At 46.5% G+C, this 26,579-nt stretch carries 26 protein-coding genes and 1 CRISPR repeat array; of the genes, 20 read left to right on the forward strand and 6 right to left on the reverse strand.

Annotation, left to right across the window (positions count from 1 at the left end; all coding sequences use genetic code 11):
• The first annotated feature begins 144 nt into the window (after window positions 1-144).
• Window positions 145-442: a CRISPR direct-repeat array (repeat unit 27 nt; unit sequence ATTTCAATCCACGCACTCACATAGAGT).
• Window positions 443-654: 212 nt separating this feature from the next.
• Entirely contained in the window at window positions 655-2,244 is a 1,590-nt protein-coding gene (locus tag M3212_RS08190; RefSeq protein ID WP_251193474.1) for an ABC-F family ATP-binding cassette domain-containing protein, read from the reverse strand.
• 173 nt (window positions 2,245-2,417) lie between these two features.
• On the opposite strand from M3212_RS08190, the gene recQ reads away from it, so the two are divergent.
• From recQ to M3212_RS08240, 10 genes are all read left to right on the forward strand, one after another.
• Window positions 2,418-4,538, forward strand: a complete 2,121-nt coding sequence (gene recQ, locus M3212_RS08195) for a DNA helicase RecQ (protein WP_251193475.1) — start codon at window positions 2,418-2,420, stop codon at window positions 4,536-4,538.
• A 78-nt stretch (window positions 4,539-4,616) separates the two neighbouring features.
• Window positions 4,617-4,955: a bacillithiol system redox-active protein YtxJ gene (gene ytxJ, locus M3212_RS08200; RefSeq protein ID WP_251193476.1), complete on the forward strand. Its 339-nt coding sequence runs from the start codon at window positions 4,617-4,619 to the stop codon at window positions 4,953-4,955.
• Between the two features lie 237 nt (window positions 4,956-5,192).
• Window positions 5,193-6,131 carry a hypothetical protein gene (locus M3212_RS08205; RefSeq protein ID WP_251193477.1) on the forward strand — a complete coding sequence of 313 codons (939 nt, stop codon included), beginning with the start codon at window positions 5,193-5,195 and terminating at the stop codon, window positions 6,129-6,131.
• A gap of 15 nt (window positions 6,132-6,146) precedes the next feature.
• The gene (locus tag M3212_RS08210; RefSeq protein WP_251193478.1) at window positions 6,147-7,604 is read left to right on the forward strand and encodes a hypothetical protein; all 1,458 of its coding nucleotides are present in this window, start codon (window positions 6,147-6,149) and stop codon (window positions 7,602-7,604) included.
• 72 nt (window positions 7,605-7,676) lie between these two features.
• Window positions 7,677-8,324 carry a hypothetical protein gene (locus M3212_RS08215; RefSeq protein WP_251193479.1) on the forward strand — a complete coding sequence of 216 codons (648 nt, stop codon included), beginning with the start codon at window positions 7,677-7,679 and terminating at the stop codon, window positions 8,322-8,324.
• A gap of 137 nt (window positions 8,325-8,461) precedes the next feature.
• A complete protein-coding gene (locus M3212_RS08220) occupies window positions 8,462-8,944 on the forward strand; it encodes a hypothetical protein (protein WP_251193480.1) in 483 nt (160 codons plus the stop codon).
• A 281-nt stretch (window positions 8,945-9,225) separates the two neighbouring features.
• The gene (locus tag M3212_RS08225) at window positions 9,226-10,263 is read left to right on the forward strand and encodes a LacI family DNA-binding transcriptional regulator (RefSeq protein WP_251193481.1); all 1,038 of its coding nucleotides are present in this window, start codon (window positions 9,226-9,228) and stop codon (window positions 10,261-10,263) included.
• Window positions 10,264-10,490: 227 nt separating this feature from the next.
• Window positions 10,491-11,336, forward strand: coding sequence for an HpcH/HpaI aldolase/citrate lyase family protein (locus M3212_RS08230; protein WP_251193482.1), 846 nt, complete (start codon window positions 10,491-10,493; stop codon window positions 11,334-11,336).
• A 234-nt stretch (window positions 11,337-11,570) separates the two neighbouring features.
• Window positions 11,571-12,773, forward strand: a complete 1,203-nt coding sequence (locus M3212_RS08235; RefSeq protein ID WP_251193483.1) for a CaiB/BaiF CoA transferase family protein — start codon at window positions 11,571-11,573, stop codon at window positions 12,771-12,773.
• A gap of 17 nt (window positions 12,774-12,790) precedes the next feature.
• Window positions 12,791-13,900, forward strand: coding sequence for an isocitrate/isopropylmalate dehydrogenase family protein (locus tag M3212_RS08240; protein ID WP_251193484.1), 1,110 nt, complete (start codon window positions 12,791-12,793; stop codon window positions 13,898-13,900).
• A 172-nt stretch (window positions 13,901-14,072) separates the two neighbouring features.
• Here the strand turns inward: M3212_RS08240 and M3212_RS08245 are convergent, their stop codons facing one another.
• From M3212_RS08245 to M3212_RS08255, 3 genes are all read right to left on the reverse strand, one after another.
• On the reverse strand, window positions 14,073-14,594 hold the full coding sequence (locus tag M3212_RS08245; protein ID WP_251193485.1) for a GNAT family N-acetyltransferase: 522 nt from the start codon (window positions 14,592-14,594) through the stop codon (window positions 14,073-14,075).
• A 139-nt stretch (window positions 14,595-14,733) separates the two neighbouring features.
• Window positions 14,734-15,405 carry a bacillithiol biosynthesis deacetylase BshB2 gene (gene bshB2 / locus M3212_RS08250; RefSeq protein ID WP_251193486.1) on the reverse strand — a complete coding sequence of 224 codons (672 nt, stop codon included), beginning with the start codon at window positions 15,403-15,405 and terminating at the stop codon, window positions 14,734-14,736.
• Between the two features lie 15 nt (window positions 15,406-15,420).
• Complete coding sequence (locus M3212_RS08255) at window positions 15,421-15,768, reverse strand: YojF family protein (RefSeq protein WP_251193487.1); 348 nt, start codon at window positions 15,766-15,768, stop codon at window positions 15,421-15,423.
• Window positions 15,769-15,914: 146 nt separating this feature from the next.
• Between M3212_RS08255 and M3212_RS08260 the strand changes: the two genes are divergently transcribed.
• From M3212_RS08260 to M3212_RS08275, 4 genes are all read left to right on the forward strand, one after another.
• Window positions 15,915-16,724: a S1C family serine protease gene (locus M3212_RS08260; protein WP_251193488.1), complete on the forward strand. Its 810-nt coding sequence runs from the start codon at window positions 15,915-15,917 to the stop codon at window positions 16,722-16,724.
• 129 nt (window positions 16,725-16,853) lie between these two features.
• Window positions 16,854-17,150, forward strand: coding sequence for a metal-sensing transcriptional repressor (locus tag M3212_RS08265; RefSeq protein ID WP_251193489.1), 297 nt, complete (start codon window positions 16,854-16,856; stop codon window positions 17,148-17,150).
• 42 nt (window positions 17,151-17,192) lie between these two features.
• The gene (gene copZ / locus M3212_RS08270) at window positions 17,193-17,408 is read left to right on the forward strand and encodes a copper chaperone CopZ (RefSeq protein ID WP_251193490.1); all 216 of its coding nucleotides are present in this window, start codon (window positions 17,193-17,195) and stop codon (window positions 17,406-17,408) included.
• A gap of 231 nt (window positions 17,409-17,639) precedes the next feature.
• A complete protein-coding gene (locus tag M3212_RS08275) occupies window positions 17,640-17,849 on the forward strand; it encodes a YwbE family protein (RefSeq protein WP_251193491.1) in 210 nt (69 codons plus the stop codon).
• A 200-nt stretch (window positions 17,850-18,049) separates the two neighbouring features.
• Here M3212_RS08275 and M3212_RS08280 read toward each other — a convergent pair whose 3' ends face one another.
• Window positions 18,050-19,444 (reverse strand): hypothetical protein, encoded by a 1,395-nt coding sequence (locus M3212_RS08280; RefSeq protein WP_251193492.1) that lies wholly within the window; start codon window positions 19,442-19,444, stop codon window positions 18,050-18,052.
• Between the two features lie 139 nt (window positions 19,445-19,583).
• Between M3212_RS08280 and M3212_RS08285 the strand changes: the two genes are divergently transcribed.
• On the forward strand, window positions 19,584-19,709 hold the full coding sequence (locus M3212_RS08285) for a DUF4025 domain-containing protein (RefSeq protein WP_251193493.1): 126 nt from the start codon (window positions 19,584-19,586) through the stop codon (window positions 19,707-19,709).
• 240 nt (window positions 19,710-19,949) lie between these two features.
• Window positions 19,950-20,312: a hypothetical protein gene (locus M3212_RS08290; RefSeq protein ID WP_251193494.1), complete on the forward strand. Its 363-nt coding sequence runs from the start codon at window positions 19,950-19,952 to the stop codon at window positions 20,310-20,312.
• A gap of 331 nt (window positions 20,313-20,643) precedes the next feature.
• Here M3212_RS08290 and M3212_RS08295 read toward each other — a convergent pair whose 3' ends face one another.
• Window positions 20,644-21,438, reverse strand: coding sequence for a glycoside hydrolase domain-containing protein (locus M3212_RS08295; RefSeq protein ID WP_251193495.1), 795 nt, complete (start codon window positions 21,436-21,438; stop codon window positions 20,644-20,646).
• A 167-nt stretch (window positions 21,439-21,605) separates the two neighbouring features.
• On the opposite strand from M3212_RS08295, the gene M3212_RS08300 reads away from it, so the two are divergent.
• The 4 genes from M3212_RS08300 (at window position 21,606) to M3212_RS08315 (ending at window position 26,561) form a co-directional block, all read left to right on the forward strand.
• Window positions 21,606-22,676 carry a branched-chain amino acid aminotransferase gene (locus tag M3212_RS08300; protein WP_251193496.1) on the forward strand — a complete coding sequence of 357 codons (1,071 nt, stop codon included), beginning with the start codon at window positions 21,606-21,608 and terminating at the stop codon, window positions 22,674-22,676.
• A 145-nt stretch (window positions 22,677-22,821) separates the two neighbouring features.
• Window positions 22,822-24,831 (forward strand): ATP-dependent DNA helicase, encoded by a 2,010-nt coding sequence (locus tag M3212_RS08305; RefSeq protein ID WP_251193497.1) that lies wholly within the window; start codon window positions 22,822-22,824, stop codon window positions 24,829-24,831.
• A gap of 43 nt (window positions 24,832-24,874) precedes the next feature.
• Window positions 24,875-25,660: an HAD family hydrolase gene (locus M3212_RS08310; protein ID WP_251193498.1), complete on the forward strand. Its 786-nt coding sequence runs from the start codon at window positions 24,875-24,877 to the stop codon at window positions 25,658-25,660.
• Window positions 25,661-25,847: 187 nt separating this feature from the next.
• Complete coding sequence (locus M3212_RS08315; RefSeq protein ID WP_251193499.1) at window positions 25,848-26,561, forward strand: MgtC/SapB family protein; 714 nt, start codon at window positions 25,848-25,850, stop codon at window positions 26,559-26,561.
• The last annotated feature ends 18 nt before the right edge of the window (window positions 26,562-26,579 follow it).

Here is a 26,579-nt window from a genome sequence, read left to right on the forward strand (position 1 = left end):
AAGACACTCCCTTCATGATAGCTTGCTAGATTCAATGTGCGGACTTATGTAGAGTGCGATGGGCAGACATACCGGCAGATGACGCAGAATATCGCATTTCAATCCACACTGACGACCGCCGCCGAACTCTACTTCATCAGTCTTATTTCAATCCACGCACTCACACAGAGCGCGAAGACGGACAAAAAACGATAACGCCTTATGGTTATGCATTTCAATCCACGCACTCACATAGAGTGCGATCCTAGAGAGGTGTTTATGGTCAAAAATGGTTTCACAATTTCAATCCACGCACTCACATAGAGTACGATGAGGGCGGGATTGGTCATTTTGCCAACGAAGAAGAATTTCAATCCACGCACTCACATAGAGTACGATCTTAACCTTTACCTCTTTTGTGACACTCGAAATCATGATTTCAATCCACGCACTCACATAGAGTACGATAGCGAAACGACCGTGATTCCTGCATTGTTTAGTCGCAGAGTGGTAGGGTTTTGCTCTTTAGGGGCTGGATTTTTGTTGAATCGGCGCACTTTTTACATAGTCTCACATTATAATAATACATATTTTGATTTGTTTTTGGTGCGAACCTCCCGGTGATTTTATGTTCACTTGGGGTTCGCACCTTGTGTGACATGCTGTATGTCCTTTTTACTTTTTCAACTCTAAATATTCGTTGTAGCTCATTTCTTTGTCGATCAGCCCATCATCAGTCAGTTCGATAATCCGGTTGGCAATTGTTTCGTTAAATTGATGGTCATGAGATGAGAAAATAAGCGATCCTTTAAACGAAATCAATCCGTTGTTCAGGGCGGTAATCGACTCAAGGTCTAAATGGTTCGTCGGCTCATCAAGCAGCAGGACATTGGCTCCGCTCAGCATCATCTTGGAAAGCATGCAGCGGACTTTTTCTCCACCGGAAAGCACACTTGCTTTCTTTTTCACTTCCTCACCGGAAAAGAGCATTCGTCCGAGAAAGCCGCGTAAAAACGTGTCGCTGTCATCCTGCGGAGAGTATTGACGTAGCCAATCAACGAGATTCAAGTCACAATTCTCGAAGTAAGCGGAATTGTCCTTTGGAAAATAAGCCTGCGAGGTCGTCAAGCCCCATTTGAAGCTGCCACTGTCCGGCTCCAGCTCGCCGGCAAGGATTTTAAAGAGCGTCGTTTTGGCGATCTCGTTGCTTCCGACCAAGGCGATTTTGTCATCCTTGTTCATCGTAAAGCTGATGCCGTTAAGCACCTTTTCGCCATCAATTGTTTTCGACAGGTTTTCAACCCGCAGTAAATCGTTGCCGATTTCACGCTCTGGCGCAAAGTGAACATATGGATACTTCCGCGATGACGGACGGATATCATCAAGCTCAATTTTGTCGAGCAGCTTTTTACGCGATGTCGCCTGCTTTGATTTCGAGGCGTTCGCACTAAAGCGGGCAATAAAGTTTTGCAGCTCTTTAATCTTTTCTTCTTTTTTCTTGTTTTGATCCTGCGCCATTTTTTGCGCAAGCTGGCTTGATTCATACCAGAAATCATAGTTGCCGACGTAAATTTGGATTTTGCCGAAATCCAAATCAGCGATATGCGTACATACTTTATTGAGGAAATGACGGTCATGGGAAACGACAATAACCGTGTTTTCGAAATTAATCAGGAATTCTTCAAGCCACTGAATCGCCTGTAAATCCAAGTGGTTCGTCGGCTCATCGAGCAACAGAACATCAGGCTCGCCAAACAGCGCCTGCGCAAGCAACACCTTAACTTTCTCGGCTCCGGTTAGATCAGCGAGTTTTTTATTGTGCAGATCCTCGCCGATACCGAGACCCTTTAATAGTACAGCCGCTTCAGACTCGGCCTCCCAACCGTTCAGCTCGGCAAATTCGCCTTCAAGTTCGGCTGCTTTAATGCCGTCCTCATCGGTGAAATCTTCTTTCATATAAATCGCATCTTTCTCCTGCATCACCTGATAGAGACGGGCATGTCCCATAATTACTGTCGTTAACACTTCAAACTCTTCGTATTCAAAGTGATTTTGCTTTAATACGGCGAGCCGCTGGCCCGGTGCAAGGTGAACATCGCCTGATTGCGGCTCGATTTCTCCTGATAAAATTTTTAAAAATGTTGATTTACCAGCCCCGTTGGCGCCAATTAATCCGTAGCAGTTGCCTGGTGTAAATTTAATATTGACCTCATCAAACAGCTTGCGGTCCCCATATTGTAGTCCTACATTTGTTACAGTAATCATAAATGCGTAAGCCTCCATTGAACATAATCCTATGAATTATACCATTCATTGTAGACAAAGGGATAGGGTTCTAACAATATTTTTGCCTCTTTCTATCATGTCAAAGTGAAGCAGGAATTTGCTATAATAGCAGGTAAGTAAAAAGTGTGAGCAGATATAGAAAGGAGAGGGCGATGCAAACGTTACAAATGGAGCAAGCGCAGGAAAAGCTGCGGACGGTTTTCGGATACGACCATTTTCGCCAGGGACAGCAGGCGATTATTGAGCAGGTGCTTGCCGGTCACGATACGCTCGGGATTATGCCGACTGGAGGCGGGAAGTCATTATGCTATCAAATTCCGGCTCTGATCCTGCCGGGACTGACCGTTGTCATTACCCCGCTTATCTCATTGATGAAAGATCAGGTTGATGCTCTCCAGGAATACGGGGTTGGAGCCACCTTTTTAAATAGCACCTTAACTGCGGCGGAGGAGCAAAAGCGTCATGCCCAAATTAAAGCAGGCGCCTGCAAGCTCGTCTATGTCGCCCCGGAAAGACTAGAGCATCCGCATTTTCAACAGTTGCTTCAATCGGTTTCTCTTTCGCTCGTGGCGATTGATGAAGCCCATTGTATGTCGCAATGGGGGCATGATTTCCGTCCAAGCTATTTGCGGATTCCCGAATGGCTGGAACAGCTGAAGGATCAGCCGGCCGTTCTCGCTTTAACGGCGACTGCGACAAAGCAGGTTCGCGCTGACTTGCAGGAGTATTTACATATCCGCGAGCAGAGCACAATTACAATGGGGTTTGCCCGACCGAACCTGCGCTTCGAAGTCAAAAAAGGGGTGAATAAGAAGGATTTTATTCGCTCTTACTTGACGATGCGCAAGCAGGAATCAGGCATTATTTACGCAACGACCCGCAAGGAAGTCGATCAGTTATTTGAAGAGCTGTCAGGCGCCGGTTTTGAAGTGGCCCGTTATCATGGCGGAATGCGAGAAGAAGAGCGGTCGGGCAGCCAGGAAGCGTTTATTTATGATAAGAAGAAAGTGATTGTCGCAACGAATGCATTCGGCATGGGAATTGATAAGTCGAACGTCCGCTTTGTTTTGCATTACAGCCTGCCGCGCTCACTTGAGGCCTATTACCAGGAAGCGGGACGCGCCGGTCGTGACGGTGAGGATAGCGACTGTATTTTGCTGTTTGCCGCACAGGATATTCGCACGCACACCTTTTTGATTGAGCAATCGGACCGGATTGATGAACGGCAGGCGATGGAATATAAGAAGCTGCAGCAGATGACAAGCTACTGTCATACAGAGCGCTGCCTCCAGCAATACATTCTCGACTATTTCGGCGACGAGGACGGAGAGGGCTGCGGCAAATGTTCGAACTGCGTCGACAGCGGTGAAAAAATAGACCGGACGCGCGAGGCGCAGATCATCTTCTCATGTGTGAAGCGGCTGCGTGAACGTTTTGGCAAAACGATCGTCGCTCAAGTGCTCGTCGGTTCTGAAAACCAGAAAATAAAGCAGTTCGGTCTCACCGATGTGTCGACATACGGCCTGATGAAGGAATGGACGCAGCGGGCCGTTGCTGATATGATTGATGTTCTGACAGCAGAAGGATATTTACAGCCGACCGATTCTTCTTTTCCAACGCTGCAGCTGACGGAAAAAGCGGTTCCTGTTTTAACGGGAGAGGCGAAGGTGCTCTTGTCGGAGACGACGATCCCGGAGGCGGTGGAAGAACAGGATGATATTTTCGAAGCGCTGCGACAGGAGAGAAAGCGGCTGGCGGAAGAGCAGCAGGTTCCGCCATATATGATTTTCTCCGATCGGACGTTAAAGGAAATGAGCGGAAAAGTGCCGTTGACGAAAGAAGAATTGCGTTCGATTTCCGGCGTAGGGGAGCAAAAGCTGGAGAAGTACGGCGAGCTGTTTTTGGCAATTCTTACCCCTTTTGCGGAGCGGAAGCCGGGACCTGGTCAGGGGACGGTCGTGCGCCGTAAAGAACAAAAAGCAAAAAGCGGGCAATTTAAGCAAACAGCGGAAGCGTTTTTAAATGGTGCTACTGTTCAGGAGCTGGTGGCTGAATTAGGCTTCACCGAGCAGACGATCATCAGACATTTGTTGAAAGCGGAGGAAGCCGGGATGGGACTTCGGCTGGCGGAAAAAGTCGACCCGCAAAAAAGGCGGTTAATTGAAGAGAAAATTGAAGAGCTTGGTTATGAGCGCTTGAAGCCAATTAAAGACGCCTTACCTGATTCGATTTCATACGAGGACATTCATTTTGTTCTCAGTGCATGGAGATAATTGGGAACATCTTTGTGAAATTTGTGCTATCATGAGAAAAGAAAAACATGCCTACCGAAGTATGAAAGGATGATCCAGATGGAGGAACTACAATCAATTGAACAATGGCACGATCTTTGGGAAGGGTCTTCTTCCAAAACGGTCTTTTTGTTTAAGCATAGTACATCATGTCCAATCAGCGCCGAAGCGTTTCAGGTGTTTCAGGAGTTTATCGAGACGCAGCAAAAGCCCGAGTTTCAATTTGCGCTTGTGAAAGTGATTGAACAGCGTCCTGTTTCCAATGCGATAGCAGAGGAATTGCAAATCAAGCATGAATCACCTCAGCTGTTTATCATCCAAAACAAACATGTCATCTGGCATGATTCGCATTGGAGAATTACAAAAGAGCAGCTGGAAGAGCAGCTCGCGGCGTTGTAACGGCAAACATCGAGGATTGGCAGCCTGGATTCCGCTTGAGCTGCTCATAAAAGCGCCAAATCCACTCGCCGTTTTTGGGGGTGTGCCAAAAGGAAAAAACAACCCTTTTGACACACCCCCTCTTTGGTCATGGCGGCTGGACCGGGGCTGGTGCCGTTCCAGGATTTTCATTTGCCAGATTAGAAGGGTGAAACCTTTTCTTTTAACCATTCGTAAATCACAATAGAGGTGATCAGGATGTTGGAACAATACCACAAACGGTTAACGGAAGTGAAGGAACGAAAGCGTCTATACGTGAAATGGAGCGCTCACAAGGAACGGGCTATTACTCATTTAACGGAGGGTCATCAAAAGGCTGAGCGGCTGAGACAGCAGCTTGAGCGTGAGAGAGCCGATGTTGAACGGTTAAAAAAGCTTAGTTTTACAAACCTGTTTTATACGATTGTTGGACGGCGATTAGAGAAGATGGAGAAGGAACAGCAGGAGCTGCTGCAGGCGCAATTGAAATATGAAGAGGCACTGCACACAATTGAGGATTTGGAAGAAGAGCTGAAGGAAATACAGCTTTTCTTGCAGTCGCTTTCCGAGCCGGAGCAAGAATACGAACAATTGATCATGGAAAAGAAAGCCTATCTGATTTCTACTGATTCTCCATTGACTGAGCAGCTTTCCTCGCTAATTGATGACGAAGAAGAGAAAAAAGCCCAGCTTAAAGAGTACCAGGAGGCGATAACAGCAGGGATAAAGGCTAAAGCCTCGCTTGGAAAAGCGGTTTCATCTCTTGAAAGTGCCAGCGGGTGGTCGACTTGGGATATGTTTGGCGGAGGAATGCTTTCTACAGCGATTAAGCATAGTCATGTGGATGAAGCGCGGTCCGAGATTCATCATGCTCAGCGCGCGCTGCGGCATTTTGAAGAAGAGCTGAAGGATGTAAATGCCTATACGGATTGTACGATTGAGATCGATGGGTTCCTGACATTTGCTGATTATTTTTTCGATGGATTTATCGTTGATTGGATGGTGCACGGCAAAATTCAGGATTCTTTATCGCAAACTACTGAAATGGTCTATCATGTTGAGCGGATTTTACGTGAGCTTACTAGAGAGGAACAGGCGCTGACGGGTGAGATCACGGCGCTAAAGCAGCAGAGAACTGAGCTGGTTGAGCTCGCTTAAGGAGCTAATGTTTTTATGACAAAGCAAAAATGGATAATTGTTATGATCCTGCTCATTGGATTAACAGGCTATACGCTCTGGAATGAAGAGCAGGCGGAAAAAACAGTGGCGCCTCAAGAGGAAGAGAGTGAGCAGGAAAAGCCGTTAGAGACTGAATCTGAGGCGGAGGAATTTTTCAACCCGCTAAGCGTTCAGATTCCGGAGGCGACATATGAAGAGTGGGACCAGCTAAAGCGCAGCCGAACAAGGGGGTTGACGAGGGCGAGAGAGCTGGAGAATACGATTACCCCCGAAATCGAAATTTCCTTTAAAGAAGGTGGCAACGAAAGCTTAATCATTGAAGAAATCTGGTACACGCCGGATCAGGTCCATGTGTTTTACAGCGTTGACCTCCCTGAGGAAATTCACGAATACTACAATTTACCGGTCCTGAGTGGAAGAATGCGAATTGGTGGAGAAGGCGATTTGGAATCAAACGGCTCCTACTCAAATCAATGGATGACGGATGAAGCGCGAATGGTCGAGGGGCGCTACCATGATCGTTTAATTTTTGATCCGGTTCGTGATGAAAATGGAGAGGTAATCCGCCAAATCAGCGAGCTGCACTTATTTGATTTAACTCTTCATAAGGGTGGGAAGAGCTATGAGCTGAATGAGGTTTCGATTCCGATGGAGCTGGATTTCGATCAGGTGAAGACGATAAGCATTCCAATTGAGCAGGCATTTAGCGCGGATGGCAACAGCCTTTACATGGAGGAGCTGCGAATTACACCGTTTGGCATGGAACTGTTGTTTCAAGAAGACTCGGAGGATGGGGATCCATTGCTTGATCTGAGTGTCGATTTAATCAGCGGTGACGAGATTTCTGTCGGCTTTTTTTACCAAGGGATGTTTCGCGATCATGAACAAAAATTTATTCAATTCGAGCCGGTCGACGAGCTGCCGCAAGAACTTGAACTGAAGATCCAGAGCGCTACATATGTGAGTGACCAGGGTGTATCGTTTGCAATTCCGCTTATTAGAGACTCGCTTTTGATTAGCATCGACCGCAGTCAGGATGAGATCTATGAAGAAAGCATCGGAACATTATTTGGAGCAGAGCTTGTTTTCCAGGAAGCGACTTACAGCCAGAATACATTGGAATGGAAACTGCTCGTGAAAGCGAAGGAAAATGGAAGTCGCTCATTGGCGATTCCTTATTTTACGGAGGCTTCCTTTTATGAAAGAACGGGCTTTGAATTCGGCCGTCCACCGCTTTATTTAACCTATAAGACAGGGGATCAGCCAGTTAACAATCTCCATACAATTGGCATGAGTGGAAATATCGATGAACACGGGCAGTACATCGCCGTTGAACTGTCCGGCATTCGGCAGCTTGAAGCGGATGAGCTCATTGTTCAAATTGAAAATGTCACCTATACCCAGCATTTCCCGGACAGTCTGTCCGTCTCTTTTTCTCCAGATGGCATCTAAGGCTAAACATTCCGCTGTTGAAACTTATTAGAAGCTATTGTCGTTTCATAAGAGAAAAAAAGGGGGAATAGTATGAAGCGGCTTTTTGTAATCGGGTGTGTAGCGTTAAGTGTGGTGCTGTTTGCAGCTTGCAATGCTGGTGATAATGAAGAGCTTGACATTCCAGCTCCAGCAGACGGACAGACGGAAGTTCCTCGATCAGACGAGGAGGATGCTGCGACTGGTGGAGAGGTGGAAAGCCCATTCGGCTCCAGCGATGCTGCTGAGATCAAAGAGATTCCCGTGACTGTGGAAGGCGAGACGGAAATGAGAGCAGCGCAGTTTCACCGCAGTGCAATCGGCTACGGTATTTATATTCTTCAGGACTTCACGCTTGAGAGCGAGGAGCCGAACCGCGATGTGATCCTGTCCAACTTTGATGATGCGTTTTTCACAAGAGTCATCAATCATGGTAGCGAGGCGGATGCACAAGAGATCAAACAGATGATTGTTGAGCATGCCGAAGGCGAAATTGCCGAAGGAGAAGACGTTCCTTTAACAGACGTTGAGTATGTCGTGAAAGAGGAAACGACAAATGACGACGGTGTGACAGTGATAATCCATACAGCCAAGGAGTACAATGGCCAACTGATTGGCTTTACGCTGTTTCTGCCGCAGAAGGAAGCGGTAGAAGGAATTTCCCCAGCGATGTGGGCGATGCTTGAAACCATTGAATGGTAAAGCGGGAAAAGCAACTTTTCCCACAGCCCTGAGCCATTTGATAAAGACCGTTGTCGGTTGGAGTCTCAATAGCTTGTGGCGAGTGAAGCCATTGCTGCGAGTCCTGACTAGTTTTGTCTTACAGGGGAGAGATGCACGTGAAGAAATTCGGAGGTTTGCTCTGTGCCATTCTTTTTCTAGCAGGCTGTAACGGAAATGAATCATTGAGTGAGAATGCGACAATTGCGCAAAACTATTTGCTCAGCGAAGGCTTTGAGATCGTGTCACACGACGGAGACGACTGGCAAGAGTTTTCAGAAGCTGAACTGCTTGATCCTCCAAATGAACAATTGTGGGTGGTTCAGACGATCAAACCGGATGACTATGTCAATAAGCGGATAGATACCGTCTCTTTCACGGTTAAGAATCATCCTTTGGATGAGAAATTCACTATCGGGAAAACATCCGTAACCGTATGGCTGCTGAATGGAGAAGTGATTGGCGGCTGGTCATTCCCCATTTCAGACACCAATGATCTGATAGGAGCACCAAGCTCCTTAGACGGAAAGACTGCCGAAGAAGTACAAGGAGACTATCCAAAATGGCAGGCACAATGGCGGGAAAAATACAGCAAGTTATAGCAAAGCTTGCGCAAAAAAAGATAGCAGCACCTCCACTCTGACCTGGGACGAAAGGCGAAAGTAGTCTTCGCCCGGGTTTTTTGCTGTGGAATAAAGATGAGGGGATTGAAACTATTATTGAGAATCAAAATCGCTCGAAAAACTCCTATGATTTAGAATAAACAAAAAATTTAAAATGTTCTTGACGGTTATTTTTGTATTGTGCTACCATTTAGTTAACCGATTAATGAAACCGGTTTCGTTAATCGGTTTCAGAAACGTCGATGAGGATGGGTGGGCCGATGAACAATAAAAATAAAGTAAATATGGATACAATCGCCAAAAAAGCCGGCGTATCAAAAACAACTGTTTCACGCATTATTAATGGTAATTTTGAGTATGTCAATGAAGCAACGAAGGAGAAAGTTTTACGGATCATTAAGGAACTGAATTACAAGCCGAATTCGCTGGCGAGAAGTTTAAAGCAACGGAAGTCTAATGTCATCGGTCTTATTCTTGCCAATATGAAAACGACTTTCTGGTCGCTCGTAATCGAAGGAGTCGAAAAAAGATGCCATGCCAATGGCTACAGCTTAATGATTTGCAATTCAAATAATGATCCTCTTCTTGAAAGAGAGCATATCGAGAATTTGAAAATGAAGCAGGTTGACGGAATCATCATTAACCCGATGATGGAAAACAAGCCACTATTCGAAGAGTTGATCGAAGAGAAGTATCCGCTTGTTTTGATAAACCGCAGGATAGATGATCTCCCTCTGGATACGGTTATAATCGACAATGTGCGGAGTTCCGTGTTGGCCGTCAATCATTTAAGTGATTTAGGCAGGAAATCGATTGCGCTAATCGCTTATCATTCACAAGGGATTAGCCCGCGGAAGGATCGGATTGAAGGCTACCGTAAAGCAATGGTCGATAATGGCTTCGTTTTGGATGAGCGGATGATCCGGGAAGTGGAAGAAAAGCCAGGAACCGCAAAGGAAGCAGTGAAGCAGCTGCTACTGTTGCCGGAACGTCCGGAGGCGATTTTATCGACTCATGTTTCAATGATTTCAGAGGTGATCGAGGCTGCCAATGAGCTGGAGCTTACGATTCCAAATGATATAAGTCACATTGGCTTTGACGAGTCAGTCTGGTCGCAGCATTTGGCTTCGCCATTGACAACGGTCAGTCAGCCCAGTTTTGAAATGGGGGAATTAGCGGCCAATCATATCATTGAATTCATCAAAAATAAGGAATCGTTTAAGCCAGCGACGACGCTGTTACAGCCTGAGTTAATTGTGAGAAGTTCCTGCGGCTACAACTTGCTGAATCGACCGTGAAGACAGAGGCGATTTATAACAAAACATCAGCTGATCGAGATTGAAGAGGAAGAGTTGTTCTTCTTGAACAGCATTCCTCAAACTCTCTCTACATGTGGTAGTGGCCAAAAAGCTGGGAAAAGGAGGGTGGATGATGGGTTTTGCTAAGTTCCCTTAGCTTTTTTCAAAGAAGAAATGTAAGCGCTTTATTTTAGTGAATGAGACTTTATTAATCCGGAGGTGCTCTAGTGAAACCAATTCGTTCCCTTTTATTTTGTCCTGGAAATAACGAGAAAATGGTGATGAAAGCAATCAGCTCGGAGGCTGATGCTGTCGTGCTCGATTTAGAAGACGCGGTCGCGATTGAGCAAAAAGAGCAAGCGAGACGACAGCTGATTGCTACATTGGAGGATAGCGACCTTTCTCCAAGAATTTTTATCAGAATTAATGATCGACAGACGGCTTTTTTTGAAGCCGATTTACTCGCTGTCGCCACGTTGAAAGATGTTAGCGTGATTATTCCGAAAGTCGAGCAAAAGGAGGATATTCATAAAGCGGTAGAAAATTTGCGGAAAGGGGCGGTCGATGGCGCCGAGAGAAGAATAAGTCCCATTCTTGAAACGGCGAAAGGCATTATCAATGCCTATGAAATTGCTACTGCCTCTGACAAGATTTGTGCGCTCTCTTTCGGCGCTGTCGATTTTGAACTTGATATAAACGCGATTCGGACTGAAGGAGGAGATGAATTTCTCTATGCGAAATCCCACCTCGTCATCGCCTCACGGGCTGCGGGAATTGCGCCGCCAATTGACAGCGTCTATCCTGATTTTCAGGATGATCATGGTCTACAGCAGGAATCCTTTAAAGCCAAATCGCTCGGTTTTCAAGGAAAGGGAGCTATTCATCCGAGACAGCTTGGTATTATCAACCAAGTGTTTTCTCCGACGAAGGAGGAAGTAGACTATGCCACAGCAGTAGTCGAAGCATTTGAAGAGGCAGAGAGGAATGGGCTGGCCTCAATTAAGCTTGATGGAAAAATGATTGATTATCCTGTTTATAAAAAAGCGCAGCAGATACTAGCGTATCGCAATTAGCACTCATGTCTTTTTCTAATTCGGAAATGATTTATTCTGCTTACTTCGATTTTCAGTTCAGCGATTGGCGGCGGGGATTTTACGGAGTTATTTACAAGGCCGTTTAGCGGAACGATTTTGACATTGGCGCTTCTCGCTATTTTCTTCCCGCTGATCAAATCGCTTATCAAGCGGATCAAAGGCAGTAATAAGGACGTAGGTGTTGATAATAAAGGATAATTGAAGGTGGTATATATGACAAATGAGAGCAGATTACCGTTAGCTGGATTACGGGTAATTGATGCATCGTCAATCATCGCAGGACCTAAATTGGCGACATATCTTGGCGATTTCGGAGCTGAAGTGATCAAGGTTGAACCTCCGAAAGGAGACGCTTTAAGGTACGCCGGGAAGATTAAGGATGGCAAGTCATTAGAATGGAAGCTGATGTCGCGGAACAAGAAGCCGATTACCTTGAATTTGGGGACGGAGAAAGGGCAGGAGCTGTTTTACCGGTTATCGAAGTCAGCGGATGTCGTGATTACCAATTTCCGCCCCAATACATTGAAAAAGTGGAACATTGATTACGAAAATTTATCGGCCGTAAATGAAAAATTAATTATGGTGAAAGTTTCTGGATTTGGGGAAAGCGGGCCTTATAGCAGCCGGCCGGGATTTGGCACATTGGCAGAAGCAATGGGCGGCTTTGCCAATATGAATGGTTTTCCGGATAGCGGACCACTCCTGCCGAATTTTGCGCTCGCCGATCAAGTTACGGCCTTGCTCGGGGCATTCGCGACGATGACGGCGATCTATGAACGCGAGCATTCTCCTGATGGAAAAGGACAGTCGATTGATTTGCCGATTTATGAAGCGTTAATGGGTATTTTAGGAAATCAGGTGATGGAGTATGACCAGCTCGGCGTCCTGCCAAAACGAATGGGAAATCGTTCGGAGTGGTCCGTTCCAAGAAACCTGTACCAAACGAAAGACAAAAAATGGGTTGCTGTTTCGGGCACGGCGCCATCGATCGTCGAAAGAATCTTTAAGGCCATTGGACGGGAGGAGTTAATTGACGATCCGCAGTTTAAAGATAACCAGGCGAGACTGCAACATGCCGACGAGCTCGAACAAATTATGGCCGACTGGATGATCAACCATACTCAGGATGAAATTCTCGAACGATTTATGAAGTATGAAGCAACCATTGCCCCTGTGTACAATACGGCGGAAATGTTGCAGGATCCACATTTTACTTTCCGTGAGAATTTTATCGATGTACCGGATTCTGATTTCGGTACGGTAAAAATGCTTAATGTCATTCCAAAATTTTCCCGCACGCCAGGGAAAATCAGAAATACAGGGCTCGAAAAAGGGAGCTGCAATGATGAAGTTTATCAGGAGCTCGGCTTGAGCGCAGAAGAAATAGAAGCGTTCAAAAAAAATAATATTATATAAGCGAGGAGAGCGGGAGGATGAATTTTAACATTGCGACATTACCAGGGGATGGCGTTGGGCCGGAAGTGATCACGGAGGGAATCAAAGTGCTTCAGGCCGCTGAGAAAATCGTTAGCGGGTTCAGCCTTGATTTTCAAAAGTACGATGCCGGCGCGGGCTACTATCTCAGAACGGGTGACGTGTTTCCCGATTCTTCCTACGAAGCATGCAAAGAAAGTGATGCGATTTTTTTAGGTAGTATGGGCATGCCTGAAGTGGTCTGGGAGGATGGAACAGAGGTTCAGGGGAGAGTCATTTTAACATTGCGCTTTGAGCTTGACCTGTTTGCCGGAGTGAGACCGGTGAAATTATTTAAGGGTGTCAAAACTCCGTTGGAAAACAAAGAAAACATTGACTTAGTTATTGTGCGTGAAAATACGGAAGGCTTGTTTACATCCTTTAAAGGAGGGAGCCAGATCGTCAATCAGGTCGTCGCCGACACGATGATGATTTCCAGAACAGGGACGGAAAAAATTTGCGATTATGCGTTCAAGCTGGCCCAAAAAAGAAACGGCCGGGTCAGCGACCGCCAAAAAGTGGTGACATGCTGTGACAAAAGCAATGTCTTTAAGTCGCTTGCTTTTTTTAGAAAGGTATACACGGAAGTGGCCGAGCAATATAAGGGGAATGTGGCAACCGATTACGCCTACATTGACGCTCTGTCCTTATGGTTGATTCAAAATCCACAAAACTATGACGTTATCGTTTCGGAAAATATGTTTGGCGACATTCTCTCGGACTTGGTCGCCGCTTTAGTCGGTGGAATGGGAATGGCCCCGTCAGGCGACATCGGGTACAATCACGCGATGTTTCAGCCGGCCCATGGCTCTGCCCCGACGATCGCCGGGAAAGGAATCGCCAACCCGATCGCCACGATTTTATCAGGGGCGATGATGCTCGACTGGCTTGCTGATAAGCATCAATACGAAGCAGCGCGGCAAGCCGCATTGCTGATCGAAAAAGCGGTCGCCAGCGCTATTGCTTCCGGGGTGAAAACACGTGACATTGGCGGTGAAAGTTCAACTGCTGAGCTGGGAAATACAATTGTGAAGGAGATGGAAAAGATCCCTGTCGGCGAGTTGCGGTAAAAGCAGCCTGCCCCTTTATCGAGAAAGGATAACGACAAAAGCTGTACCAGGTGAGCAGAGGGTAGAGTAAAGACACCTTTTTTATAGGTGTCCCCCAATACCGTTCTATATAAAGAGAACAGGGAAGAAAGTATCCTTTCCCCTGTTCTCTTTAGCAAGCCTCTCCCTTACATCACATATCGGCACGCCAGACGATTGATCCGTTAAGGTTTTCGTAATCGACCTCAACCTCAAAATGATGCTTCTCGTAAAAATGGATGAGTCTGTCAATATGATCCCAGTCGCGCTTGGCGAGGTCGCCTTTGATGTATTGGACGTTTTGCGCTTTGGCGTGGTCCTTTAAATATTTCATACAGATCGAGCCGAATCCTCTGTTTTCCTGCCCTTTAATGTCACCAATGTGAATCGTGTGGGGAGTCTCATACTGTGCCTGGATTGAGAAATCCCACTTGCCGCGGTCGGCAGTGTTGCATTGATTGAGCATGATTTTACAAAGGTGGCCGTCATCAACCATTGACACAATCACCCATTCTTCTTCATTCGTCGGCTCAATGCCGATTACTTTCCATCTTTTGGCGATCTCTTTCATGTTCTCTTGCATCCGAAAAAGCTGAAATTCCAGTTCTTCTAAGTTCTGTTCGATTTGTTCAGGCGTTTTTTGCTCTTCCTTCGCGCGTAGCTGCGTTAAAAGCACCGAATCACTCCTCTCCTTGCTCACAAATACATTATTATAATAGGAGAAGTGAAAATGTGCAACCGTTCAGGCGACCGGCGGATGGCATGCTGTACGAAGGGAAATCCGCACAGCGCTCTGCCTTTAAAAACACAAGTTGTTAATCAGGAAATGGATACGTCCAGAAACGTTCGATCGTCAGCCATTTCCAGGCATCCTCGTCACCGTCGGCCCATTTTTGCTCCATTTCCGGAAGCATCCACGCGGTTTGTGAAAGATGGGCGTACATCGCCGCCTTTTTCTGCTCGGTAAATTCGCTCACGTCAATTAACACATCAGGCGGCCCGATTTCTGCTTCATGATTATTAGAGAAGGCGATCGCATATAATGGGGGTCTTTCTTCCTTATCCAGCTTGCTCATCGCGCGAACGACAGCGCGGGCGGTCGCTTCATGATCGGGATGGACCGAATAGCCTGGATAAAAGGAAATGACGAGGGACGGTCTGACTTCATCGAGAAGGTCCGACACTAAGGCGGTCATCTTGTCATCATCTTCAAATTCAATCGTTTTATCCCTGAAGCCCATCATCCGTAAATCCTTGATGCCCATCGCTTCAGCAGCTTTTACGAGTTCTTTTCGGCGAATTTCCGGTAAAGATTCACGTGTTGCAAAAGGCGGGTTGCCAAGATTGCGCCCCATTTCGCCGAGCGTCAGGCAGGCATAGGTGACAGGGGTATCATTTGCCGTATGCATCGAAATCGTGCCGGAAACGCCGAATGCTTCGTCATCGGGATGGGGGAATATAACTAATACATGTTTTTCTTTCCTCATGATAGGACACTCCTCTTATTCAAATGGCTGTTTACTAAGTTCCAATGCAACTGCAAGCTTGCCGTCAAAGCCGTGTCCGGCCAAAAGCAGCCTTCCTTTTTCATCCAGCTCGTAATGAGTAAGCCCTTCCGCATAAACCCAGCCGATCTTCAGCTTAAGGCCGACACGATACGGACCGGTGCCGATGATTTTTCCATGTTCATACTCGATCAGAGCATTGCGAATATAAGCGCTTGCTGAAAAGAAATTTTCATCGTGATGCGAGGCGTAGGCTCCATTTGTCGTTTCTAAATGAAGATAGACCTCCTGCCGGGCAAATTGGTTGAGGTAGGCTTGCACCTCGTCAAGTGAAATCAGTTCCATATGCTCCTCCTTTAATCCTCACTGCTAGATGATTTATAATAAGTATAATCCAAGCTTTAGCAAACAACCAATGAATTTGACTCATCGTCATTTGCCAAAGCAGAGGTTGCCAGCATCAGACAATGGAGTAGGGTAAGGGGGAGCCGATGAAAGATTATAACGAACACAACGAGAACGAGCAAAAAGAAGAAGAATATGAGGAACCATCTCTGGAGGACTTTTTAGCCGAAGAGGAGGAAACCGAAGAAGATAAGGCGCAGCGTCTTAAAAAGAAACGCTGGATTCGTCTGGGCGTTTTTATGATAGCAGGTTTGCTGCTCTTACAAGGAGTCAGCAGTTTATTCGCTTATTTCTCCCGTGATGTGATTGAGCTGTCGCGGACGTCTGAACAGGTCATTCAGGAAGAGGATGTTGAAGCCTATATGGAAGCGGTCGTGACGATTCAGGGCCAGGGAAACAGAGGAACCGGTTTTGCCATTACCTCTGACGGCTATTTGCTGACAAATCATCATGTTATCGAAAATAGGCAGCCGTTAGCGGTGACGTTCCCAAATGGCGATATTTATCAGGCGGAAGTGATTGAAGCAGTGGAGGAAGTTGATGTCGCGCTGTTAAAGGTGGAAGGGGAGCAATTGCCTTTCTTGCCTCTGCGCCAAGAATCCGCTGAGGCAGAGGAACAAATTTTTGTGATTGGTAATCCGCTCACGCAGACGCAAATCGTCAATCGCGGGGAAATTATCGAAAATCAGAGCGCCTATCAGACGATGAGAATTTCCAATTCTATTTTTCCTGGTCATAGTGGGAGTCCGGTTTTATCAGCAGACGGAGAAGTGGTCGGCGTCGTCTATGCCCGCTCAGTTCCGGGGCTGTGGAGCGGGGAAGAACGCTACGGTCTGGCGATCCCGGTTGAGGAAGTGTTCAACGCGCTTCCTGAGCTTGAGGAGATTCTGTTCTAACCGGATGGCGAAGGCAGGGGCTTTCAACCAGACCCCTGCTCATTCCTTACGAATCGCTTTGATTTTGTGAGGAGAAATAGTATACTGATTTTACATAGGATACCTTAGTAATGTAGAAGGGGGCATGTTATGGAGGACGTGAAAAAAGTCGACCATCGACACGATAAAGAAAAAGAACAATTGGTAAATCGCTTGAAGCGGATCGAGGGTCAGGTGCGTGGCATTCAAAACATGATTGAAAATGATCGCTACTGTGTTGATATTCTCATTCAAATCTCTGCGATCCAAGCAGCAATGAAAAAGGTCAGCTTGCATTTGATGGAGGATCATACACGCCATTGTGTGAAGGATGCGATTCAGAAGGGAAATGGCGATGAGGCGATTTCAGAATTGATGGAAGTCGTTGAAAGGCTGACAAAGATCTAATTGGATATACCCTACTATCGTATTGTAAAGGAGTGGTGAATTGTGAAAACGATTGAAATTAAAGTGGAAGGGATGTCATGCCAGCATTGCGTCGCGGCGATTGAAAACAGTGTCGGTAAGCTGTCCGGCGTCGAAAAGGTTCAGGTCGATCTTGGAAAAGGGACAGCGACGGTTTCGTACAATGAAGGAAGCGTTGCTCAAGCAGCAATTGAAAAGGAAATTGAAGAGCAGGGTTACGACGTCGTATCTTCTTCATAATGTAAAACGACCAGTCGCGCGTTGCACATAGCCGCTGCTTAAAGGTTGCGCTTTCCTTGATTGTCGCAGCCTTTCTTTCGTTATTCATCCTATCACGGGTAAGGAAAGTGAAAAATATACGATGACTCAGAAGCAGGCTATCAGCCTCGCAGATCAGGTGTGACGATTGTGGGTTCTTACACATGAAAGCTGTATTGGTGCAAAAAATAGCTAAAGGAGGTGGAAATTAACATGCAGGCAGGTACGAAAAGAAGCGACATTAAAGCAGGAATCGAAGTCGAGATTGTCCTGAAAAAGGATCAGCGCTCGGGAAAGACAACGAGAGGAACAGTTAAGGATATTTTAACGAATTCCGCTACACATCCGCATGGAATTAAAGTCCGGCTCGAGGATGGGCAGGTTGGCCGGGTGAAAACGATTCTTTCGAGTCAGGGAGAATAAGAAGGGCGGCCCAGCGCCCTTCACCTTGAAAGGCTGCATAAAGAAACTGCTTGAGTGCCAAAGGGTTCCCCGCCAACTAGCCCGTGGTGAGAAACCGATTGACAACGAGGCCACTGAAAAGCTGTTGAAAAAGTGAAAATCGTACTTTTTCAGCGGCTTCTTGACAACGGCGTGACCAAATCGTCGTACCGGGCTGCTTTTTAAAAGATCATCAGCGCCATGAATGTGGAAATGAGAAGACCGAGAATAACAGGGAGAAAGCTTTTACGCACAAGTTCCATCACCGGTACTTTGGCAAAGCCGGCAACGGCGACGAGCGACGACCAGGCAATTAATGTACCGCCGCCGATCCAAATTGATCCCATTTGGCCGATTGCTGCCAATGTGGCTGCATCGACGCCGACACTTTCACTTAATGCCCCGGATAACGCCCCAACGAGTGGCAGGCCCGAGAAGCCTGAACCATCAAGCCCGGTAATCATCCCAATGAGCAAAATGCCGAACCCGGCGAGAAAGCTGCTTTCCGGAATCGCCTGCTGCCCGGCCTGCACAAGGTCGAACAGAAAAGAAGGCGCTTCGCTTCCTTCGGCGATCGTGAAGATCCGCGCTGAAAATTCACCGCTGCCAAGAAAGAAGAAGCCTGCAATCGGAATGACCGGTCCCATTGCTTTAAATGCAAAAACGAAGCCGTCGACGAGATAGTCACTGCTTTTTTGCAGGGCGGTTTTTAGCTTCATGCTTGCGGAGGCGGCAATCAGCAACAACAGAGCCGAGCCGCCAATTAATGCTGCGCCCGCCCCGCCTTCCATCGCGGGAAGTGCACTGGAAAACTTCGAGATAACCATATAGGTGATGATCAACAGGAAGGTGACCGGTACTAAAATCGCAAATGTCAATCGCTTCGCCGGAGAACTGTCCGGCGCCATTTTTTTCACTTCTTGACAGCTGTTGTCTGGAAGCTGGATATGTTTCCGCAAGAAAAAATACGCTAATAGCAGGGCGACAGCTCCGGTAATCAAGGATAAAACGAGCGCCCTGTCAGCCACGGATTCAACGGAAATTCCGGCTGCGGTCGCGCTCAGCATCGGCGCAATCTGAATCATGTAATCGGATGAAAGCGCCATTCCCTGCCCGGCCAGTGAAATGGCGATTGCCGCACCAATTGGCGGAAGCCCGGCCCGTATGGCTACAGGAATTAACAAGGCGGCAATTAGCGGAACGGCCGGGGTCGGCCAGAAAAATAAAGAGAGGGAATACGTGACGAAAGCTAATATCCAAAACGAAAGATGACCATTTTTCATCACACGCTGAAACGGGGTGATCATCTGCCGGTCAGATCCGAGTGATTTCAACGATTGAAGCAAAGCGGTCATAATCGTAATGATTAAAAATATATTAAACAATTCACCAGCAGCGGTTAAGCTTGATTGAAAAATCGTTTGCAGCCCGCTGGCGAATGAACCGGTGTAGAGCCAGCCAACTAAGAAAGTCATCACAATCGCCGGCACAACTACATTCTGTCTAAAGAGCATTGTCAAAATGATCAAACAGGTTCCGATCAAATACATCCAATGAGAGGCTGTGAGCTCTGCCATTGCTATCACTCCTTTATGATGCCAGCTGGACATTTGTACGATAGTCTATGTGCAGAGCTCAGAAATGGTGCCTAGCTCAAAACGCGATTAGCGGCTTCCCGGTGCGGGTATGGTTATCTGTATAAAGGAGGGAAAGGCTATGACAAAGCAACAAGAACAGAAACAGAAGGAACAGTCAGAACAGAAAGGTCTTGACAAAACAAAGGAACAAGTCCAGGATACAGTAAAGGAAGGGACTGTCGATCGGAAAAAGGATGAAGAATAACGAGCGTTCTGTCTAAAAGGCTATGAAAAAATCAGGGGATGCCAACGCATCCCCTGATTTTTGAGCGTAAACTGTCGATTGCCAACTGGAAACGATGTCGGAATTTATGTAATTATAGGAAGATAACTCGTATTGCTAAAAATAGCGTTTTTATTTGTTACTATAAGATTGATAGAAAAGGGACAGACAAGCCGTGCTGTTTCCTACAAATAGAACTACATAAAGAAGGAGTGTTTTACTGTGAATCGGATTGAAGTGGACAGGAGGACTGCGGTGATTGCCAGTCTGACGGTGAAATCAAAGAAGAAAAGGATACGCCAAAAAGCGTTAAAGAAAGCATTGCAGGAAAGTGGCGTCCAGCACCGGAGGGAAAGCGTCTCGGTCAGTGACTTACCGGTCACGGTTCTCTTACAAATTGGGAAAAGTTTCTTTAAGGAAGAACAGGTCGTTAAACATTATTACCAGGCCGGGAAACCGGAGTTTTATAAAAATAAGTCTTTATTGTGCGAGGTACTGGAGACGAAAGTTGAACAGCTGCCAGAAGCACAGTGGTTTGCCTTTAAAGAAGAAATTAGCAGACAGAAGGCGAAGCGGTCTCGGTAACGGGTGGGTCAAAAATATTTCACCTGCATGACGTTCGAACAAATAAATTAATTAATTAATTAATGTCATCCAACGCTCCTGAACGATCACTCCGCTTTTCGCAGGAAGCTGGTGAAAAGGAGGGGTTCCCTTTTTTTAGAGCGTAGCCGTTGCCTGATTTTAAAAGCCTTGCTGTGAGTAGGTTTCTCATAGCAAGGCGCGCAACGTGCGGAGCCATCGCTTCTTCTCCGAGTTACATACTAAATTCTTTTCGGTGCTCCATCTATTTCATCGTTCGATTTTTTCAGGTGAAGATATTCGTTTTGCCCTACATCCTATTTTTTAGATTCTGTTATCTCCACAGGTAGTCAAGGATTTCCGGCTGAAATAAATTGGTGTCGATATTACAAACTTCGGCATCAAGCCCGTATTGCCACGCATATAGCAGCCCGCCTTCAGGACCTTCCATTACAAATTCTTTAGGGGCCGTCGCTTCCGTCGTAATACCGGCCTGCGGCTGGTTACTCCAGATGACGGTTTCCGCCAGAACGTCTTCGTTTTCGGCGACAGCCTGCTGGAATGCCGCACTTAGTTCGCTGTCAGCTGAGAAAACGCCATAAATTCCAGATTGATACGGCGAAGCGGCGATCGTGTCATGCCAGCCAAGAATAAACTGGTGATCGACCGGATAGATCGGCTCGATATCGGCAAACAGCGCCACACCTTCCGGAATCTGATAGTCATTGGCAAAGGCGATCGCTTGCTCAGCTTCAGCAACTCCGGCCTCATAAGTCGTCGCATCTTCAAAATGATTGTAAATCGGCAAAATCGCGATGTCATTTGCATGCAAATATTCAATCTCTTCGCTCGTTAAGCCGTGTGACACCCCTTCTTTGTCCACCATATAGCGGCCGAAAACCGCAGGGTCTCCAAAACTGCCGGTAATGCATTGCATAAAGTCCTCATCGGCAATATTGACGGAATCAACACCCCATAATGGTGAATCAGGTACCGGGGTTTCCTCGTTTGGCGGAGCCGGATCAGGATGATCATTCGACTGATCTTTACTCGCCAGGAAAAAAAGGCTAAAACCAGCGAAGAAAGCGATGATAAGCCCAAGAAGTATTGGTCTCAAATGTTCTGACATATCGTTACTCCCTCCTAAAGCTTTTTTAAACCTGTCTGTTCATCTTATTGAACCGGGTTCGAAAGCGTATGGGCTGGTTTACTTGTTTGGCGCTCCCATTTTTTAGCGAAAAATGGTACGATAAAAGAGGACATGCTAATTTCTATCGGTAGTAAAGGAGAGGGAATATGACAGACAGGCTGGAAATTATCAAATCAACGAAGCGTAAGACGAAGCCCGATGCAAAAAATCTAGTATTTGGAAAGCAGTTTTCCGATCATATGCTCATGATGGATTATCATGAAGGCGAGGGCTGGATCAACCCGCGTATCGTGCCGTATGAGCCGATCACACTTGATCCAGCGGCAATGGTCTTTCATTATGGTCAATCTGTATTTGAAGGATTAAAGGCTTACCGCACGGAAGATGAGCGCATTTTATTGTTCCGACCGGAAAAGAATCTGCAGCGCTTAAACCGTTCAAGTGACCGGCTGAGCATCCCGGCGATTGAGGAAGAGAAAGTGCTCGGTTATTTGAAGGAGTTCTTAAAGCTTGAGAAGGACTGGATTCCAACAGCTGAGGGGACATCGCTTTATATTCGTCCATTTATTTTTGCGACGGAGCCGAACTTGAGTGTCGCGCCGTCTAAGACGTATACCTTTATGGTGATTCTCTCGCCGGTCGGCTCCTATTACGCAGAAGGCATCCATCCTGTAGGCATTTATGTCGAAAACAGCTATACTCGTGCTGTACGCGGCGGAACGGGAACGGCGAAAACGGCGGGGAATTATTCAGCGGCCTATAAGGCGCAGGAACGGGCGACGGAGATGGGGCAATCCCAGGTGCTGTGGCTTGATGGTGTCGAGAAGAAATACATTGAAGAAGTCGGCAGCATGAATGTTTTCTTTAAAATAAACGGTGAAGTGGTTACGCCGGCGTTAAACGGCAGTATTCTTGAGGGGATTACTCGAATGTCGATCCTTGAACTGCTTAAGAGCTGGGGGATGAGTGTTAGTGAACGCCGGATTTCGATGGAAGAGATTTATCAGGCGTACGAAGCCGGACAGCTTGAGGAGGCATTCGGTACAGGTACAGCTGCCGTTATTTCGCCAGTCGGTGAACTGAATTGGGATGGGCGGAAAATGGTGATCAATGATCGTGAGACCGGTCCATTGTCAAAAAGACTGTATGACACGCTGACCGGCATTCAAACAGGGAAACTGGATGATCCGTTCAATTGGACGATTGAAATTAAATAAAGGTTCTATAGAGCTTGAGAGGCTGGGCAAAAGGTAACATCCTTTTGCCTAAGCCTTTTTGTTGTGATGAAGATTGACAGTTCTTCTTCCTTTTTGCGATAATGAAACGTCAATGCCCACGATAATAAACGACGGAGGTCTACCCTTGAAAGCTAGTCAACAATTACCTTTTTCCTATGAGTTGCATGAATCTTTTTTTGAAAAGCTGAATGAATGGATTGGCGATGTCTTTTATGATTTATTGCCGGAAGCTGGTATGGAGCTTCGCGATGAACAAATTTTTATGGCGTTTCAAATGGAAAAAGCATTTCGTGAAAAGAAAGTGATGTTTGCCGAGGCTGGAGTCGGAACCGGCAAAACGATTGTCTATCTGCTTTATGCGATTTGTTATGCCCGCTATATGAGAAAGCCGGCAATCATTGCCTGTGCGGATGAATCCCTGATTGAACAGCTTGTCAAAAAAGACGGAGATATTGAAAAGCTTTCAAATCTGCTCGGCCTCTCTATTGATGTCCGGCTTGCTAAATCGAGGGAGCAGTATCTTTGCCTTGAAAAGCTCGAAGCAGAACGGTCAAGAGAGGACTATCCTGACCACTATGATATGGTTTACGATCGACTTCCTTCCTTTGTTCACACGAATCAAACGATGCAGGCATTTACGCCTTATGGCGATCGCAAGCAATATCCAGAGCTGGATGATGAAGCGTGGAACAGAATTAACTGGGACTCCTTTCAGGATTGCTTTGTCTGCCAAAGCCGCCACCGCTGCGGTCAGACACTTTCACGTGATGACTACCGTCAGGCAACCGATTTGATTATTTGCTCCCATGATTTTTATATGGAGCATGTTTGGACATATGAAGCGCGAAAACGAGAAGGCCAGCTTCCTTTTCTACCTGAAGCGAGCGCGGTTGTCTTCGATGAAGGCCATTTATTGGAGGTTGCCGCGCAAAACGCGCTGACCTATAAATACCGGCATGACAGCTTGGAAGAGCTGTTAACTAGGCTACTGCATAATGATGTGCGGGAACGATTTGCCGTTCTAATTGAAGAGCTGCTTGCACAAAGCGTATATGTCACCCAGCTGATCGAAAAGCACTCACAGCCCGTACCCGGGACGATACGTCATGAGCTGGATTCGGCGCCGGTGCTGAGTGAACTGCAACGGCTGGTCGACTATATCGAGCGGCTTGAAGAAGAATTAGTGTTCGAGAGCGAACTATTTACGATTGATGACTATCAGCTGCGGATCGTTGAGGAGCATTTGGAAATGATCAAGCATGCTCTGGTGCTTTATCTTGAGCAGGAAAATGTGATTTCCTGGGTCGAGCGTGAAGATGGACATGTTACGCTTGTGATCATGCCTGAAATGGTGGAGAAAGTGTTAAAGGAAAAGGTTTTCTCAAAGAACATTCCATTTATCTTCTCCTCCGCAACGCTGTCAGTTGACGGTTCTTTTGATTACATGGCTAGCAGTCTAGGGGTTGAAGAGTACTTATCATTTTCTGTCGACTCGCCATTTGACTATGCTGCGCAAATGAGGCTGTTAACACCGAGGCTCACTGGTGATGATTTATGGAAAGAGAAGCTTGAACATGCGGTCAAATTGCTTGAAAAAACAGACGGAAGCGCCTTGCTGCTGTTTACAAACCACGAGGAATTGCAGCACTTCAAGCATGCGGCCAAAAGCGATCCGCGTCTGCAAAAATGGCCGTTCCTGTTTGAAGGGGATCAGGAAATCAGTCAGCTGATTTCGATCTTTCAGGCTGAAGTTCAGACAGTTCTCTGTGCCGTCAGCCTCTGGGAAGGACTTGATATTCCCGGTCCTTCATTATCAAATGTCATCATTTGGTCCTTGCCTTTTCCGCCGGCGGATCCGGTATTTACCGCAAAGCGAAACCGTGCCCGCGATCCTTACGCGGAGGTTGATCTGCCTTATATGTTATTGCGTTTACGCCAAGGCATCGGTCGCTTGATACGTACTCATCACGATCAGGGACTGGTTGCGATCCTGTCAGCGGAGCTCTGCCGTCAGCCGGAGCTTATGTCGACCATTAACGCTATTCTACCAAGCGGAGTACCTATAAATCTCGACGGGTTGAATAAGGAGATACCGGATTTCCCTACTGTCAAGGCGAAGAACATGATAGAATAAAAGAATAACGAATAAGCAAAGCTAGAGACGGAGGCAGTAGGCAATGATTAAAGCGATTTTCTTTGATTTGGATGATACCCTGCTTTGGGATCAAAAAAGTGTGCAGTCTGCATTTGACGCCACATGCCAAGTGGCGGCCGAGAAATACGACATTGATCCGAAGGCACTTGAGGAAGCGGTGAGAGAGGAAGCGAGAAGACTGTATGCTTCCTACGAAACCTATTCCTTCACGCAGATGATCGGCATCAACCCGTTTGAAGGATTATGGGGAAATTTTCTTGATGAGGATGAAAATTTCAAAAAGATGAAAGAGGTCGTACCCGGCTACCGGAAGGACGCTTGGACGAACGGCTTAAAAGCGCTGGGGATTGATGACGAAGCATTCGGCTATGAACTGGCCGAGCGTTTCCCGGAAGAGCGTCGCAAGCACCCTTATGTCTACGAAGAATCGTTTCAAGTATTGGACAAGCTTAAGCAGGATTACCGGCTGTTATTGCTCACGAATGGTTCGCCCGACCTTCAGCAGACGAAGCTGACGATTACACCGGAGCTTGTTCCTTACTTTGATCATATTGTCATTTCCGGTGCATTCGGAAGGGGCAAGCCTGATCCGTCCATTTTCACCCATGCTCTCGAAAAAATGGGGATCGAAAAGGACGAAGCGATTATGGTCGGTGATAATTTAATGACCGATATTCTCGGTGCCTCGCGGGTCGGGATGAAGTCTGTCTGGATTAACCGCCACGACAAACCAAAAAGCGATGAAGTGATTCCTGATTATGAAATCACGCACTTGGAGGAGCTTTACTCGATTTTGGAGCAAGCCTGACAGATCCCTTTTGGGAAATTGAATATGTTCATTCCAAAGTTGTTCAAATGGTCAAGCACCATTTGAGCAGCTTTTTTACTTGTTATCAGCAAAATCATAAACGGTGGCGAACGGCTATACGATAAGAGAGGAAGATGGTATGAAAGATCGTCATTAAGGGTATAGAAGGGGAAGGGAGTGTTGAAGGATGGAAGATATCTTTGAAGTCGTGGTAGAAGAAATAATGCAATACGATTTATTATTGAAAATCAGTCTTGCCGCAGTAGGTGGTCTTATTATCGGCTTGGAACGGGAGCTGAAAGGAAAGCCGCTTGGACTGAAAACTTGTTTGATTGTCTCTGTTACGGCTTGTCTTCTGACAATTGTGTCCTACGAGTCTGCCTTTTTGTTTTCGGAAGCCTATTCACGCCCGATGGACCCTGGCCGGATTCCGTCCTACGTGATCAGCGGGATCGGTTTTCTTGGCGCGGGAGTGATTTTAAGAAGAAATAATGATGCCATTTCCGGCTTGACGACCGCTGCTCTTGTCCTTGCTTCAGCCGGTCTCGGGATTACGTTTGGCGTCGGCTTTTATACCGAGGGAATACTTGGTCTTATTTTTATGTTTTTGGGCGTCAGAATTATTCCTGATCTGTTTGAATGGATTGGTCCGAAGAAGTTGCACGAAATCGAAATCAGGGCAAAACTATATGTCGAAAAAGAGACGGACCTGACTGAACTGCTTAAAAATATCAAGCTTCTCGGTTTTGGGGTCAGACGGGTCAAGGTCAAGGAGGAAGTGAATGATATCGTCATTAACTGCTTAATCGTCACCGATAAAAAAACGTACACGACCGACGTCTTTTATGCATTAAAATCATTAGACCCCGTTCTCCAGGTTGAGGTCGAGAATTTGCAATAAGAACCTTCAGGTATATTC

The organism is Halalkalibacter oceani (assembly GCF_023715705.1).
In the GTDB taxonomy this organism is placed as follows: domain Bacteria; phylum Bacillota; class Bacilli; order Bacillales; family Bacillaceae_D; genus Halalkalibacter; species Halalkalibacter oceani_A.